This window comes from Rhodoferax sp. EU05-FHT12H12 (genome assembly GCF_058791215.1).
On record NZ_JBYTDI010000003.1, the window covers coordinates 382,862 to 396,340 of the forward strand.

Consider the following 13,479-nt stretch of genomic DNA (forward strand, 5'->3'; position numbering starts at 1 on the left):
TTCCACGGGGGACTCTTGGCTACTTCATTTAACGATCAGTTTGACCAGCATGGCACATGGCGCCGTGAGTTTGCCTTGCGCTTGAAACTGCTGGGGGAGTGGATGAAAGACCACGACCTGCTGGACGCTGGCGTGGAGGAACGATTGCGCCGCCTCGAAGGCCAGGTGCGGTCCGACAAGGTCATGGTCGCCTTTGTGGCCGAGTTTTCACGCGGCAAGTCCGAGATGATCAACGCCTTGTTTTTTGCAGGGTATGGCCGACGCATCATGCCGGCCAGTGCCGGCCGCACCACCATGTGCCCTACCGAAATGGGCTACGACGCCGACGTCCCCCCTTGTCTGCGCCTGCTGCCGATCGAGACGCGCCTGCAACCGCAAGCGCTGATGGAATGGCGCATGGCGCCCGAGAAGTGGACCCGCATCGACCTGGATGTGAACAACCCCCAGCAGTTGGCCAAGGCCCTGGAGAAAGTGGCCGAGACCCGCAAGGTGACCCAGGACGAGGCACGCGCGCTCGGTTTCTGGCACAGCCAGGCCCCTGAAGACAACCCCATGGTCGACGCGCAGGGCATGGTGGAGGTGCCCAAGTGGCGCCACGCGCTGATCAATATTGCCCACCCGCTGCTCAAGCAGGGGCTGGTGATCTTGGACACGCCAGGGCTCAACGCCATTGGAGCCGAACCTGAACTGACCGTGAGCCTGATTCCGCAGGCGCATGCCGTGGTCTTCATGCTGGGTGCCGATACGGGCGTGACCAAGTCTGACCTGGCCATTTGGCGAGAACACCTGATCACCGAGTCGACCGACCCGGACGCACGTCTGGTGGTGCTCAACAAGATTGATACGTTGTGGGACGCACTGAGCACTCCCGCACAAATCCAGACCCAGATTGACCGACAAAAAGCCAGCACCGCCGAGATTTTGGGCCTGCCCAAAGACAAGGTGATTGCAGTGTCGGCCCAAAAGGGGCTGGTGGCCAAGGTGACGGAGGACGACGAACTGCTCAAGCGCAGCTGCCTGCCTGTGCTCGAAGACGTATTGGGCCGCGGCATGATGGGCAAGCGCCAGAAAATTCTGGGCGCGGCCATGGCCGATGGCATTACCGGTTTGCGTACCGAGACCGGCCGCGTCATCAACATCCGCAAGCGCGACCTGACCGAGCAGACCATGGAGCTCAAGGGTCTGCAGGGCAAAAATGCCACGGTCATCAAACACATGCGCAACCGCATCTCGCAAGAGCAGGCGGAGTTTGACCAAGGTGGCGCCAAGATCCACGCGGTGCGCTCGGTACACCTCAAGCTGCTGCGTGAGGTGTTTGGCATCCTGGGCTCCAGTGCGCTCAAGAAAGAGATGGCACAGCTCAACGATGCGCTGATGCAAAAGGGCCTGAAGCTGGGTGTGAAGCGTGCCTACGGGGAGACCTTTGACCGCCTGCGCGGCAACCTGCAGAAAGTGCAGGCCCTGTGTGCCGAGATCCAGAGCATGCTGGTGGCCAGCTTCAAGCTGCTCAACGGTGAATATGGCTTTTCGCTGCAGGCACCGGCCGAACCGGCCATGGCCCACTTCATAACCGAGCTCGACACCATCGAACGCAACCATCTGCAGTACCTGGGCGTGGGCAATGCGTTCAAGCTCGCGCAGCCGGAGTTTTCTGACCGGCTGGTGCGCGCGCTGTCGACCCGTTTGCGCTCCGTGCACGAAAACGCGCTGGGCGAAGTGGAGTTGTGGAGCAAGTCCGCCGCCGCCCAGTTGGACGCGCAGTTGCGCGAACGCCGCCGCAACTTTGCCCGCCGCATCGAGGCCATTGACCGTATCTCCCAGGCCGCGGGCGGACTGGACGACCGCATTGCTGAGATCGTGCAGCAAGAGGCCGCACTGGACCAACTCGACAGCAAGCTGGCCGAACTGACCGACTACCTGATCGCGGCCCAGGACGCTGCCAAACTCATGGCGGTGGCCGCTGCAGCTTCTGCGGTGGACGTGGTTATTGCCTGAGTGTGACTGCTAGCAACTTTGCCACCCAGGTGGTGGCTTGGCAGCGCCAGCATGGGCGCAACACCCTGCCGTGGCAAAACACCCAAGACCCCTACCGGGTGTGGCTGTCCGAGATCATGCTGCAACAGACGCAGGTGGTCACCGTCATCGGCTACTTTGCCACATTCCTCGAGCGCTGCCCCACCGTGGCCGACCTGGCCGCAGCCAGCAGCGACGAAGTGATGGGCCTGTGGAGCGGCCTGGGTTACTACAGCCGCGCGCGCAACCTGCACCGCTGTGCGCAACTGGTGGTGGAGCTGCACGGTGGCCAGTTTCCGCGCGACGCGGCCACGCTGACCACGCTGCCCGGCATAGGCCGGTCTACCGCCGCGGCCATTGCCTCCCTGTGTTTCGGCGAACGCGTGGCGATTCTGGACGCGAATGTGAAGCGGGTGGTCACCCGCGTGCTGGGCTTTGATGCCGATCTGGCGTCTTCCGCCAACGAAAAGAAACTGTGGAACGCCGCCACCGGCCTGCTGCCCGCAGCCAAAAACGCGGCGACAGACATGCCGCGTTACACCCAAGGCATGATGGACTTGGGGGCCACCGTGTGCAGCCCCAAAAAGCCCAGTTGCCTGCTCTGCCCGGTGCACAGCCATTGCGCTGCAGCCAAGGCCGGCGACGCGGAGCGCTACCCCGTGCGTACCCGCAAGCTCAAGCGCAGCAGCCAAAGTCTGTGGCTGCTGTGGGTGCAGCGGGCGGATGGTGCGGTGTGGCTGGCCAAGCGGCCCACGCCCGGCGTGTGGGCGGGGCTGCAGTGCTTCCCGCTGTTTGACAGCGAAGACGCCTTGCGTGCGGCGCTGCCAGCACAGGCCGCTCAGCGCCTCGCAATGCTGCCGGTCTTCATCCACGTGCTCACACATAAAGACCTGTTTATGCATGTAGCCCGCATGGATATTGCGCAAGCAGCTATAGATTTGGGAGCAGGGGGCTGGTTCTTGCCAGCAGAGTGGGCCGCTGCAGGACTGCCTGCCCCTGTGCGCAAGCTGCTGGAGGCTTAGGCCGAAGCTCGCGCCCCAGTGGGGTCTCTATCCCTTGGCGTCCATCTCGCGGTGGCGCTTGAGTGTGACCCAGCTGTCCTGGAAGCGCCGGGCCAGTTGCTCCACCAGGTACACCGAGCGGTGTTGCCCGCCCGTGCAGCCAATGGCCACTGTCACGTAGCTGCGGTGGTCGCGTGCCAGAGCATCCAGCCAGCTTTCCAGAAAATGGGTGATGTGGTGCTGCATGCGTTCCACATCTTCTTGGGCTTTCAGAAAGTCGATCACCGGCTGGTCGCGCCCCGTCAGGTGTTTGAGTTCGGGGTCGTAGTGCGGGTTGGGCAACATGCGCACGTCAAACATGTAGTCCGCATCGGTGGGCACACCGCGTTTGAAGGCAAAAGACTGGAACACCAGCGTTAGCTGCCCGCCCGGTGCAGCAATCAGCGATTTCACGTAGCCCTGCAGCTGTGAGGGGCGGATGATGCTGGAGTCGATCACATGCGCCTGCTCGCGCAGATCGGCCAGCAGTTCTCGCTCCAGTTCAATCGCGTCGACCAGTGCGCGGCGTTCGTCGCGTTCGCCGTGGTCCGAGCTGTTCTGCGACAGCGGGTGCTTGCGCCGTGTCTCCGAATAGCGTCGCACCAGCGTGTCGGTGGTGGCATCCAGAAACAGGGACTTGACCTCCACGCCCAACGCGCGCACGGCGGCCAGTTGCTGCGGGACCAGGGGCAGGGAGGTGGCACTGCGCACATCCATGGCAATGGCCACGCGCGGTGCGTTGTGTTGTTGCTCCAACTCTACAAAGGGCAGCAGCAGCTCGGGCGGCAGGTTGTCCACGCAGTAAAAACCGGCGTCCTCCAGCGCATTCAGTGCCACCGATTTGCCGGAGCCGGACATGCCGGTGATGAGCACAATTTCCATCACACCCCCGCTTGCAGCATCTCTTTGGCATGGGCCAGCGTGGTGCTGGAGAGTCTTTCGCCACCCAACATGCGGGCAATTTCGGCCACGCGCTGCTCGCCGCCCACGGGGGCCACGGTGCTCAGGGTAGCGCTGCCTTGCAGTTGTTTGGACACCACCAGGTGGTGGTGCGCGCAGGCGGCTACCTGGGGCAGGTGGGTCACGGCCAGCACCTGGCGGTCGCTGCCCAGCTGCTGCATGAGGCGGCCCACGGTCTCGGCCACTGCGCCGCCCACACCGGAGTCCACCTCGTCAAAAATCAGGGTCTGGGCCGTGCCCAGGCGGCTGGTGGTCACCGCAATGGCCAGTGCCATGCGCGACAGCTCACCACCCGAGGCCACCTTGCCCACCGGGCGCGGTGTGCTGCCGGCGTGGCCTGCGGCCAGAAACTGCACATCTTCCAGGCCGCTGGCCTGGGGTTGGGTCAAAGGTTCCAGCGCCACTTCAAACCGGCCGCCTTGCATGCCCAAGCCTTGCATGGCCTGGGTGATGCTCTGGGCCAGCAGGGGCGCGGCCTTGGCGCGTTGTTTGGAAAGGGCTTTGGCCTCGGCCATGAAGGCGGCCTGGGCCTTGCGCTCTTTGGCTTGCAGTCCGTCGAGGTCGGCCGCGGCGTCCAGCTGGGCCAGCTCGGTCTTCCAGCTCGCCCACAGCTCGGCCAGCTCTTCGGGCGCTCGCTTGTAGCGGCGCGCCAGGCTCACCCAGAGTGACATGCGCTCGTCCAGCTCGGCCAGGCGCTCGGGGTCCAGCTCGGCACGGCGGGCATAACTGCGCAGGCTGTGCACGGTGTCTTCCACCTGCGCGATGCTGGAGTTCAGGGCCTCAATGGCGTCTTTGAATTCGGCTTCCAGGTGCGATTGGGCTTGCAGCAGCTGCAGGGCGGCGTGCAGCGGCGCCAGGGCGTTGGTGTCGTCGTCTTCCAGCAGGTTGACGGCGCCCTGGGCGGCGTCAATCAGCGCCTGCCCGTTGGCCAGGCGGCTGTGGCTGGCGTTGAGCTCAGGCCACTCATCCGCGCCGGGGTTGAGCTTGTCGACCTCGCCAATCTGCCAGGCCAGGCGCTCGCGCTCGCGCTGCAGGCTGTCTTGGGCGGCTTGGGCTTGGGTGAGGGCTTGTTGGGTCTGGCGCCAGGTGGTCCACAGGCCACTCAGCGCGTTGGTGTCCACCTTGGCGTAGGCGTCCAGCAGGCCGCGCACGGCGTCGGGTCGGGTCAGGCTCTGCCAGGCGTGCTGGCCGTGAATATCGAGCAGCTGTTCGCCAATGGTGCGCAGTTGCTGCGCGGTGGCGGGGCTGCCGTTTACCCAGGCGCGGCTTTTGCCTTGTGTGTCCACGGTGCGGCGCAGCAGCAGGGAGTCGCCGGACTCAAAGCCCGCTTCGTCCAGCACGGCTTGCAAGCCCGGTGCGTTGTCAAACTCGGCGCTCACATCGGTGCGAGCCGCACCTTCGCGGATCACGCCGGTGTCGGCGCGTGCGCCGGTCACCAGTTGCAGCGCATCGATCAGGATGGATTTGCCTGCGCCGGTTTCACCCGTCAGCACCGAAAAGCCGGATTCGAGGTCCAGCTCCAGCTCGCTGACGATTACAAAGTCTCTGAGAACAATTCGCTTGAGTGCCATGGGTTCACTACCGGTGGCGCTCAGGCCACCCCTTCATTCCAATGCATCTTCTGGCGCAGGGTGTCAAAGTAGGTCCAGCCCACGGGATGCAAAAAGCGCACCTTGTGCTCCGAGCGGGTCACCTCAATGCGGTCGCCGTGCATCAGGCTGGCCAGGCTCTGCATGTCAAAGTTGGCACTGGCATCGCGACCTGCTACGATTTCGATAGCTATCCGCGCAGTATCGGCGAGGGCTATCGGCCTATTTGATAATGTATGGGGGGCAATCGGCACCATCACCCAGGCGGCGATCGAGGGGTGCAACAGCGGCCCGCCGGCTGACATGGCGTAGGCGGTGGAGCCCGTGGGCGAGGCGATGATCAGCCCGTCCGCCCGCTGGTTGGCCACAAAGTGCCCGTCCACCTCCACGCGCAGCTCCACCATGCCCGAGGTGGCGCCGCGGTTCACCACCACGTCGTTCATGGCCTCGGCCTCAAACACGCAGTGGCCGTCGCGCATCACACGCGCATGCATCAGGGCGCGGTCGTCCACCTCGTAGTGGCCGGCCAACATGGGGGCCAAGGTGGTTGTGTACTGTTCGAAGCGGATGTCGGTAATAAACCCCAGTCGCCCGGAGTTGATGCCGATCAGCGGCACCCGGTAGCGCGCCAGCTGGCGGCCAATGCCCAGCATGGTGCCGTCGCCGCCCACCACCAGGGCCAGGTCGCAATGGCTGCCAATGCCAGCCACATCCAGGGTGGTGTAGTTGCTCAGGCCCGTATTGGTGGCGGTGTCTGCCTCAATCACCACCTCGCAGCCCTGGTCCATCAAATAGTGGGCAATCTCGTCCAGCGATTTGCGGGACGACGCCCCCGCAGCGCTGGTGCCGGTGGATTGGTACTTGCCGATCAGAGCGACATGCCTAAATTGGGACAACATGCGCAAATTAGACACTAAATAGGTTACTAAAATGGCCGCATGCTCGATGATCGTTCCAAGTTGTTGATGAAGGCGCTGGTCGAGCGTTATATCGCCGATGGACTACCCGTTGGCAGCCGCACCTTGTCCAAGGCCTCGGGCCTGGAACTATCCCCCGCCACCATCCGCAACGTCATGGCGGACCTGGAGGATTTGGGCCTCATCGTCAGCCCCCACACCTCGGCCGGACGCATTCCCACCGCACGCGGCTACCGCCTGTTTGTGGACACCATGCTCACCGTGCAGCAGGGCCATATGCCCACCCACAGCCTGGCACCCGACCAGCCGCAACGTGTCATCTCCAACGCGGCCAACCTCTTGTCCAGCCTCTCGCAGTTTGTGGGCGTGGTCATCTCGCCGCGCCGCACCTCGGCGTTTCGGCACATCGAATTCTTGCGCCTGTCCGAAAAGCGGCTCTTGGTCATCATCGTGTCGCCCGATGGCGATGTGCAAAACCGCGTCATCTACACCGAGGTGGACTACGCCCAAAGCCAATTGGTGGAGGGCGCCAACTTCCTCAACACCCACTACGCCGGGCTGGAGATCGAAGAGGTGCGCAAGCGCCTGCAAAACGAGGTGGACAGCCTGCGCAGCGAGATTGCCACCCTGATGCAGGCTGCTGTGCACGCCAGCTCCGAGGCCATCAGCGAGTCGCAGGATGAGGTGGTGATCTCTGGCGAACGCAATCTGCTCTCGGTGTCTGACTTTTCCAGCGACATGGGCCACCTGCGCCGTGCGTTTGACCTGTTTGAGCAAAAAGCCCAACTCATGCGCCTGCTGGACGTGACCGGCCAGGCCGAAGGCGTGCGCATCTTCATTGGCGGCGAGAGCCAGGTGGTGCCTTTTGAAGACCTGTCCATCGTCAGCAGCCCCTACGAGGTGGACGGCAAAGTGGTCGGCACGCTGGGCGTGATTGGCCCCACGCGCATGGCCTACGACCGCATGATCCAGATCGTGGACATCACCTCCAAGCTGGTGAGCAACGCGCTGAGCCACCACAAATAGCCCGCGCCACCCCGGTACAATCCGCGCTTCGGTTGGGGCGTTAGCTCAGTTGGTTAGAGCAGAGGACTCATAATCCTTTGGTCCACGGTTCAAGTCCGTGACGCCCTACCATTCCATGCACCAAGCCTGTTGTTCCCCGGACCGCAGGCTTTTTTTGTGTCCGTGGTTGAGTTGACTTTGCGCAAGGTGTTCGGTCTTGGATAAGACTACCCTGCAGGTGTACTTCTTTTGAAAGGGAACACACCATGTCGCATTACCACGCAGTTGTCTGGCTCGATCATTCGGAGGCGCATGTCATGCACATTGCGCCGGATGATGTGGAAGCATCCGTCGTGCGCCCCAAGCACCCGCATTCGCAGGTACACGCCAAGGGTGGCGTGGTGGGCTCCGGCAAGGCCGCGGAAGACAAGCAGTACTACCACGCCATTGCCGAGGCGCTGAAGGGCGCGGAGGAAGTTCTGGTGGTGGGTCCGGCGCAGGCCAAGCTGCAACTCATCAAACATCTGCACAGCCACGACCCGCAAGTGGGGGACAAGGTGGTGGGTGTGGAGAGCATTGACCACCCCAGCGACGCGCAATTGGTGGCCTATGCCCGCAAGTACTTTGTGGCCAAGGACCAGATGCTGGCCTGAGCCCGCCCTGCTACGGCGGCGCCGCGGGCTGCGGCCTAGCGCTGTTGCTGTTTGAATTTGGAGTTCACCGCGGCCGGGTGGTGCCCTACAAACAGGGTGGTCACCCCGACCATGAGTGCATGGGCGCGGGTTTCGTCTTGGTGGTCGCACAGGGCTTGCATGAGGTCGGAGCGCAAATACCAAAGTTCGCCCACGTCGCGTGCGTAGCTGATCTTGAACTCCAGGTGGAAGTCCGCCGCACGGCAGTAGCTGCGCACCACGCTCAGCATGGCGTTGCGGATTTTCTCGAGGGCGTCCTCAGGGCTCTCCAGGGGCTCGGGAGCCAAAAAATTCCAGAAGCTGTTTTTGATGCGCATGTCGTCAGTCCTTGTGGTTACCGACGCCGCACTCGGGTGCGTTGTGGTAACTCATGTCCGCAGTGTGCCCTGCGCGTGTGAAGGCTGTCTGACAAAGCGTCACTTTGGCAAAGCGTTGTGCCAGCAATTACAAAGCGTTACTGCGCAATACCGCACATGCGGGGGCGGGCGCATGCGGATTGCAGAAATAGAATGGTTCGCATCGGGTTCGCCCTTTTGCACAAGGACTTTTCATGAAGGCGCTTCGCGTTGTTGGGTTGGCTGTCATCGCCATCGTGGGCCTGCTGGCCCTGGCTGTGGGCGTGCTCTACGCCTTGTTTGATGGCGACAAGATCAAGGCCGAGATCAGCCGCACGGTGCTGGAGCAGAAGCAGCGCACGTTGGTGATTGCGGGCCAGCCCAAGCTCTCGGTGTGGCCGAATGTGGGCATTCAGTTGGACGGCGTGACGCTCTCCGAGCACGCCAGCAAAGACGAGTTTGCCGCGCTGCAATCGGCCCGCATCTCGGTGGCGCTGATGCCGCTGCTGAGCAAGCAAGTGCAGGTGCGTGCGTTGGACATCGAAGGCCTGAAGCTCACGCTGGTGAAGAAAAAAGACGGCACGCTGAACATTGCCGACCTGCTGGGCCAGCCCACGCCGCCCGAAGCGGGCAAGCCCGCTGAACCTGCCAAGCCGGCCGAGCCGGCCGAGCCGCTGCAGATTGATGTTTCCAGTATCCGCATTGCCAACGCCCAATTGACGTGGCGCGATGAAAAGGCGGGCAGCAGCACCGTGTTGTCGAATCTGAGCCTGTCTACCGGCCAGGTGCTGGCGGACACGGGCAAGAAGACGGCTGCGGTAGACAAGCTCAGCCTGTCGGCCAAGGGCCAGAGCGGCACCGACGCATTTACGGTGGCGCTGGACGCGCCCCAGCTCAGCCTGTCGCCCGAGACATCAGGGGGTAAGGCCATCACGCTGTCGGCCACGCTGCAAGGTGTGGGCCGCAACGCCACGGTGAACCTGGTGTTGAACGGCGTACAGGGCAATGCCGATGTGCTGAAGATTGCCAGCCTGGCGCTGAAGCTGGATGCCAAGGCGGGCGATGCGGCCATCAAGGGCCAACTGAGTTCGCCCGTAGCGGTGAACGTGGCCGGGCAAAGTGTGGTGCTGGCCAAGCTTGCTGGCAGTCTGGACCTGGCCCACCCCGGCATGCCCATGAAGAGCGTGACACTCCCCGTCAATGGCAGCCTGAAGGTGGACGCGCTGCAGCAAACCGCTGCATTGGAGTTGGCCACGCAGTTTGACGAATCCAAGATCGCCACCAGCGTGAAGGTGGCCAAGTTTGCGCCGCTGGTGCTGGCGTTTGACCTGGACGTGGACACGCTCAACGTGGACAAGTACCTGCCACCCAAGCCCGCTGCCGCAGCACCCGCCAAAGAAGCCACTGCCGGCAAAGAGGCGCCCATGGACCTGAGCGCGCTCAAGGGGCACACGGTGAACGGCGCCATCCGCATTGGCGCGCTGCAGGTGTCCCACCTGAAGCTGGAGAAGATCAACGCCAAACTGGCGCTGGCTGGTGGCAAGCTGGACGTGGCGCCCCTGTCGCTGAACCTGTACGAGGGCAGCACCAGCGGCAGCCTGTCGGTCAATGCCAATGGCAACGCGGTGGCCATCAAGCAGGCGATGGTGGGCATCAGCATCAACCCGCTGATGAAAGACCTGGTGGCCAAGGACCTGCTGGAGGGCAAGGGCAATGTGACGCTGGACATCAACACCCGCGGTGACACGGTGGGCGCCATGAAGAAGGCACTGGGCGGCAGTGCGTCGCTGGCGCTCAAAGACGGCGCCATCAAAGGCATCAACCTCGCGCAAAGCCTGCGCGATGTGAAAGCCAAGCTGGGCCAGGCCGACAGCACGCAGGCGGCCAATGCGAACCAGAAGACCGATTTCTCGGAGTTGACCGGCTCCTTCAAGATCGCCAACGGCGTGGCGCACAACGAGGACCTGGCGATGAAGTCCCCCTTCATCCGCCTGGGCGGCGCGGGCGATGTGGATGTGGGCGCAGGCCAGATGAACTACCTGGCCAAGGCCACGGTGGTGGCCAGCGGTGAAGGGCAGGGCGGCAAGGAGGCCGGCCAACTCAAGGGCCTGAGCGTGCCGGTGCGCGTGAGTGGCCCCTTTGAAGCCCTGAGCTACAAGATCGAATTCGGCGCCATGCTGGAAGACGCCACCAAGGCCAAGGTGGAAGAGAAGAAGCAGGAGATCAAGGCCAAGGCCGAAGAGGCCGTGAAGGACAAGGCCAAGGACCTGTTCAAAGGCTTGCTGGGCAAATAATTCCTGCTGCCAGACACGAAAATGCTCCTTTTTTAGGAGCTATTCGTGCAATATCCACGGGGACTAGAGGCCAATTTGGCTTATTTTTTACCCGAACGTTCGCGCTCGGCCAGATGACCGCGGCAACTGGCGTTGATGACGCGCAGTTCGGCTAGCGTGGCGTCGATCTGGGCGCGCTTCGTTTCCAGGTCGGCAATCTCGGCGTCGGTGCGTTCGATGACGTACTGCAGTTGCTGCACGCGGCCTTCGCCCTGGTCGCCATACAAGTCCAGGTAACGCTTGATCTCGGACAGCGGTGAGCCAATGGCCTTGGCGCGCAGGATGAGCGCCAGGCGCGCGCGGTCACGCCGGGTGTAGACGCGTGCGCCGTTGATGCGGCGTGGGCTGAGCAGGCCCTTGTCTTCGTAGAAGCGCAGCGCGCGCAGCGTGATGCCGAACTCGCGGCACAGCTCGGTGATGCCGAACAGCTCGGCCGTGCCCTCGTCGCGGTGGGAGGCGACGAAGGCCTGCGCGTCTGCCACCGCGGTGTCGGTGGTCACGGGCTTAAATGACACGTTGCAGGCGCATGGCGACGCCCATATCGCCACTGACCTTGAGCTTGCCGGCCATGAAGCCGGTGGCAGGTTCCAGGTCGCCGTCCAACAGGGCTTGCAGGTTCTCCAGCGTGATGCCCACGGTGCAATCGGCATCGGTGTTGTCGTTGCTCACGCTGTTGGGGGTGCTCATGCCGTCGATGACGATCACGCCGTCGGCGCCCATGTCGAACTTCAGGGTGGCGTTGAGGCCGCTGTCGGCGCCCACTTTGGCGCGGATGGCTTCGGTTGCGGAGGCGAGGGACATGGTGGTTTCCTTGAGAGTTGGAGGGAGGTTCGGGCTGGATGGTATCCGCGCAGCATAACGTAAAGCATAGTGAAAACACCTATACGGCAACAGGTTGACGTTAACGTAACCGTGGCCTCTAATGCGACAAGACCTTTGAAGGACCTGTTGCCATGCCCGCTCTCCGCTCCAAGATCAACCCCCGCTCGGCCGGCTTTGCGGCCAATGCCCTGCGCATGACCGAGCTGCTGGCCGAGGTGCAGCGCCTGGAAGGCCTGGTGATTGCCGAGTCTGAATCCAAGCGAGAGAAGTTCGAGAAGCGCAAGCAACTGCTGCCGCGTGAACGTGTGGCCCGCTTGCTGGACCGCGGCACACCATTTCTGGAGCTCAGCCGCCTGGCGGGCCTGAACATGCACGACGACGACGGCAAGAACGCTGTGCTGGGCGGCGGCTCCATCGTCGGCATTGGCGTGGTGGCAGGACGGCGCTGCATCGTGTCCGCCAGCGACAGCGCGGTGAAGGGCGGCACCGTGGCGCCCATGGGCTTGAAGAAAGCGCTGCGCGCGCAGGAGATTGCGCTGGAGAACAAGTTGCCCGTCATCTACCTGGTGGAGAGCGGCGGCGCCAACCTGATGTATCAGGCCGAAATTTTTGTGGAAGGCGGGCGCAGCTTTGCCAACCAGGCGCGCATGTCAGCCGCGGGCATTCCGCAGATCTCGGTGGTGCATGGCTCCAGCACGGCGGGCGGTGCGTATCTGCCGGGCCTGTCGGACTACGTGGTGCTGGTGCGCGGGCGCAGCAGCATCTACCTGGCCGGCCCGCCGCTGGTGAAGGCCGCCATGGGCGAGGACTGCACCGACGACGAGCTGGGCGGTGCCGAGATGCATGCGCAAGTGACCGGCCTGGGCGAGTACCTGACCGAGGACGACGCCCATGCCATCGCCATGACGCGCGAGCTGATGGACAAGCTGAACTGGGACACCACCCCCGCAGCCACAGCGTTTGCTGCGCCGCTGTTTGATGAGCAGGAACTCATGGGCATCGTGCCTGCGGATGAACGCGAGCCCTACGACGTGCGTGAGGTGATTGCGCGCTTGGTGGATGGCTCCGACTTTCTCGAATTCAAGGCGAGTTATGCGCCCGAGATGATGTGCGGCCACGCGCGCATTGAGGGGCGTCTGGTCGGCATTCTGGGCAACAACGGGCCCATCCAGCCCACGGGTTCCACCAAGGCGGCGCAGTTCATCCAGCTGTGTGACCAGAGCGGCACGCCGCTCATCTTTTTGCAAAACACCACGGGGTATATGGTGGGCTCTGCTGCCGAGCGCGGAGGCGCCATCAAGCATGGCAGCAAGATGATTCAGGCGGTGGCCAACGCGCGCGTGCCCAAATTCACCGTGGTGCTGGGCGGCTCGTATGGCGCGGGCAACTACGGCATGTGCGGGCGCGGGTTTGATCCGCGCTTCATCTTCAGCTGGCCCACCGCGCGTACCGCGGTGATGGGCGGTGCCCAGGCCGCCAAGGTGATGGACATCGTCAACCGCGCCAAGGTGGAGCGCATGGGCATGGAGGCCAATGACGAGGCGCTCAAGGCCATGTCCGACGGCTTGCGCCTGCGCCTGGACAAGGAGAGCGCAGCGCTGTTTGGCACCGCCCGGCTGTGGGACGACGGAATCATTGACCCGCGCGACACGCGCCGCTTGCTGGGCTTGTGCCTGGCGCTGGCCGCCGAGGCAGAGCAACGCAAGCTCAACGCCAACACCTTTGGCGTGGCCCGCCTCTGATTGCAAACCCCATAACAACGACCCGAGAAGA

The 13,479-nt window shown here is 63.4% G+C and carries 12 protein-coding genes and 1 tRNA gene; 7 read left to right on the top strand and 6 right to left on the bottom strand.

From position 1 onward, the window contains the following. Window positions 1-15 precede the first annotated feature (15 nt). On the top strand, window positions 16-1,995 hold the full coding sequence (locus AC3WS7_RS11255; protein ID WP_296468897.1) for a dynamin family protein: 1,980 nt from the start codon (window positions 16-18) through the stop codon (window positions 1,993-1,995). Continuing rightward, entirely contained in the window at window positions 1,992-3,035 is a 1,044-nt protein-coding gene (gene mutY / locus AC3WS7_RS11260; RefSeq protein ID WP_492656544.1) for an A/G-specific adenine glycosylase, read from the top strand. Before AC3WS7_RS11255 ends, mutY begins: the two co-directional genes overlap by 4 nt. Before the next feature lie 27 nt (window positions 3,036-3,062). Here the strand turns inward: mutY and rapZ are convergent, their stop codons facing one another. The 3 genes from rapZ to AC3WS7_RS11275 are packed head-to-tail and all read right to left on the bottom strand — an operon-like array spanning window position 3,063 to window position 6,501. Further along, complete coding sequence (rapZ, locus tag AC3WS7_RS11265; RefSeq protein WP_492656402.1) at window positions 3,063-3,935, bottom strand: RNase adapter RapZ; 873 nt, start codon at window positions 3,933-3,935, stop codon at window positions 3,063-3,065. Next, on the bottom strand, window positions 3,935-5,584 hold the full coding sequence (gene recN / locus AC3WS7_RS11270) for a DNA repair protein RecN (RefSeq protein ID WP_492656403.1): 1,650 nt from the start codon (window positions 5,582-5,584) through the stop codon (window positions 3,935-3,937). Before recN ends, rapZ begins: the two co-directional genes overlap by 1 nt. 20 nt (window positions 5,585-5,604) lie before the next feature. Next, complete coding sequence (locus tag AC3WS7_RS11275) at window positions 5,605-6,501, bottom strand: NAD kinase (protein WP_296468905.1); 897 nt, start codon at window positions 6,499-6,501, stop codon at window positions 5,605-5,607. Between the two features lie 39 nt (window positions 6,502-6,540). Between AC3WS7_RS11275 and hrcA the strand changes: the two genes are divergently transcribed. The 3 genes from hrcA (at window position 6,541) to AC3WS7_RS11290 (ending at window position 8,177) form a co-directional block, all read left to right on the top strand. Then, window positions 6,541-7,545, top strand: coding sequence for a heat-inducible transcriptional repressor HrcA (gene hrcA / locus AC3WS7_RS11280; RefSeq protein ID WP_492656404.1), 1,005 nt, complete (start codon window positions 6,541-6,543; stop codon window positions 7,543-7,545). A 34-nt stretch (window positions 7,546-7,579) separates the two neighbouring features. Next, window positions 7,580-7,656, top strand: a tRNA-Ile gene (locus AC3WS7_RS11285). Between the two features lie 134 nt (window positions 7,657-7,790). Further along, complete coding sequence (locus AC3WS7_RS11290) at window positions 7,791-8,177, top strand: translational machinery protein (RefSeq protein ID WP_296468908.1); 387 nt, start codon at window positions 7,791-7,793, stop codon at window positions 8,175-8,177. Between the two features lie 35 nt (window positions 8,178-8,212). Here the strand turns inward: AC3WS7_RS11290 and AC3WS7_RS11295 are convergent, their stop codons facing one another. Next, on the bottom strand, window positions 8,213-8,533 hold the full coding sequence (locus AC3WS7_RS11295; RefSeq protein WP_492656405.1) for a hypothetical protein: 321 nt from the start codon (window positions 8,531-8,533) through the stop codon (window positions 8,213-8,215). A gap of 233 nt (window positions 8,534-8,766) precedes the next feature. On the opposite strand from AC3WS7_RS11295, the gene AC3WS7_RS11300 reads away from it, so the two are divergent. Next, a complete protein-coding gene (locus AC3WS7_RS11300) occupies window positions 8,767-10,845 on the top strand; it encodes an AsmA family protein (protein ID WP_492656406.1) in 2,079 nt (692 codons plus the stop codon). Between the two features lie 80 nt (window positions 10,846-10,925). On the opposite strand, the gene AC3WS7_RS11305 is transcribed toward AC3WS7_RS11300, so the two are convergent. Together AC3WS7_RS11305 and AC3WS7_RS11310 are read right to left on the bottom strand one after the other, a co-directional pair. After that, complete coding sequence (locus AC3WS7_RS11305; RefSeq protein ID WP_492656407.1) at window positions 10,926-11,384, bottom strand: MerR family transcriptional regulator; 459 nt, start codon at window positions 11,382-11,384, stop codon at window positions 10,926-10,928. A gap of 4 nt (window positions 11,385-11,388) precedes the next feature. Continuing rightward, window positions 11,389-11,685 carry an SCP2 sterol-binding domain-containing protein gene (locus AC3WS7_RS11310; RefSeq protein WP_296468916.1) on the bottom strand — a complete coding sequence of 99 codons (297 nt, stop codon included), beginning with the start codon at window positions 11,683-11,685 and terminating at the stop codon, window positions 11,389-11,391. A 152-nt stretch (window positions 11,686-11,837) separates the two neighbouring features. Here AC3WS7_RS11310 and AC3WS7_RS11315 point away from each other — a divergent pair, with 152 nt between their 5' ends. Further along, window positions 11,838-13,448, top strand: a complete 1,611-nt coding sequence (locus AC3WS7_RS11315) for an acyl-CoA carboxylase subunit beta (RefSeq protein ID WP_492656408.1) — start codon at window positions 11,838-11,840, stop codon at window positions 13,446-13,448. Window positions 13,449-13,479: the final 31 nt, after the last annotated feature.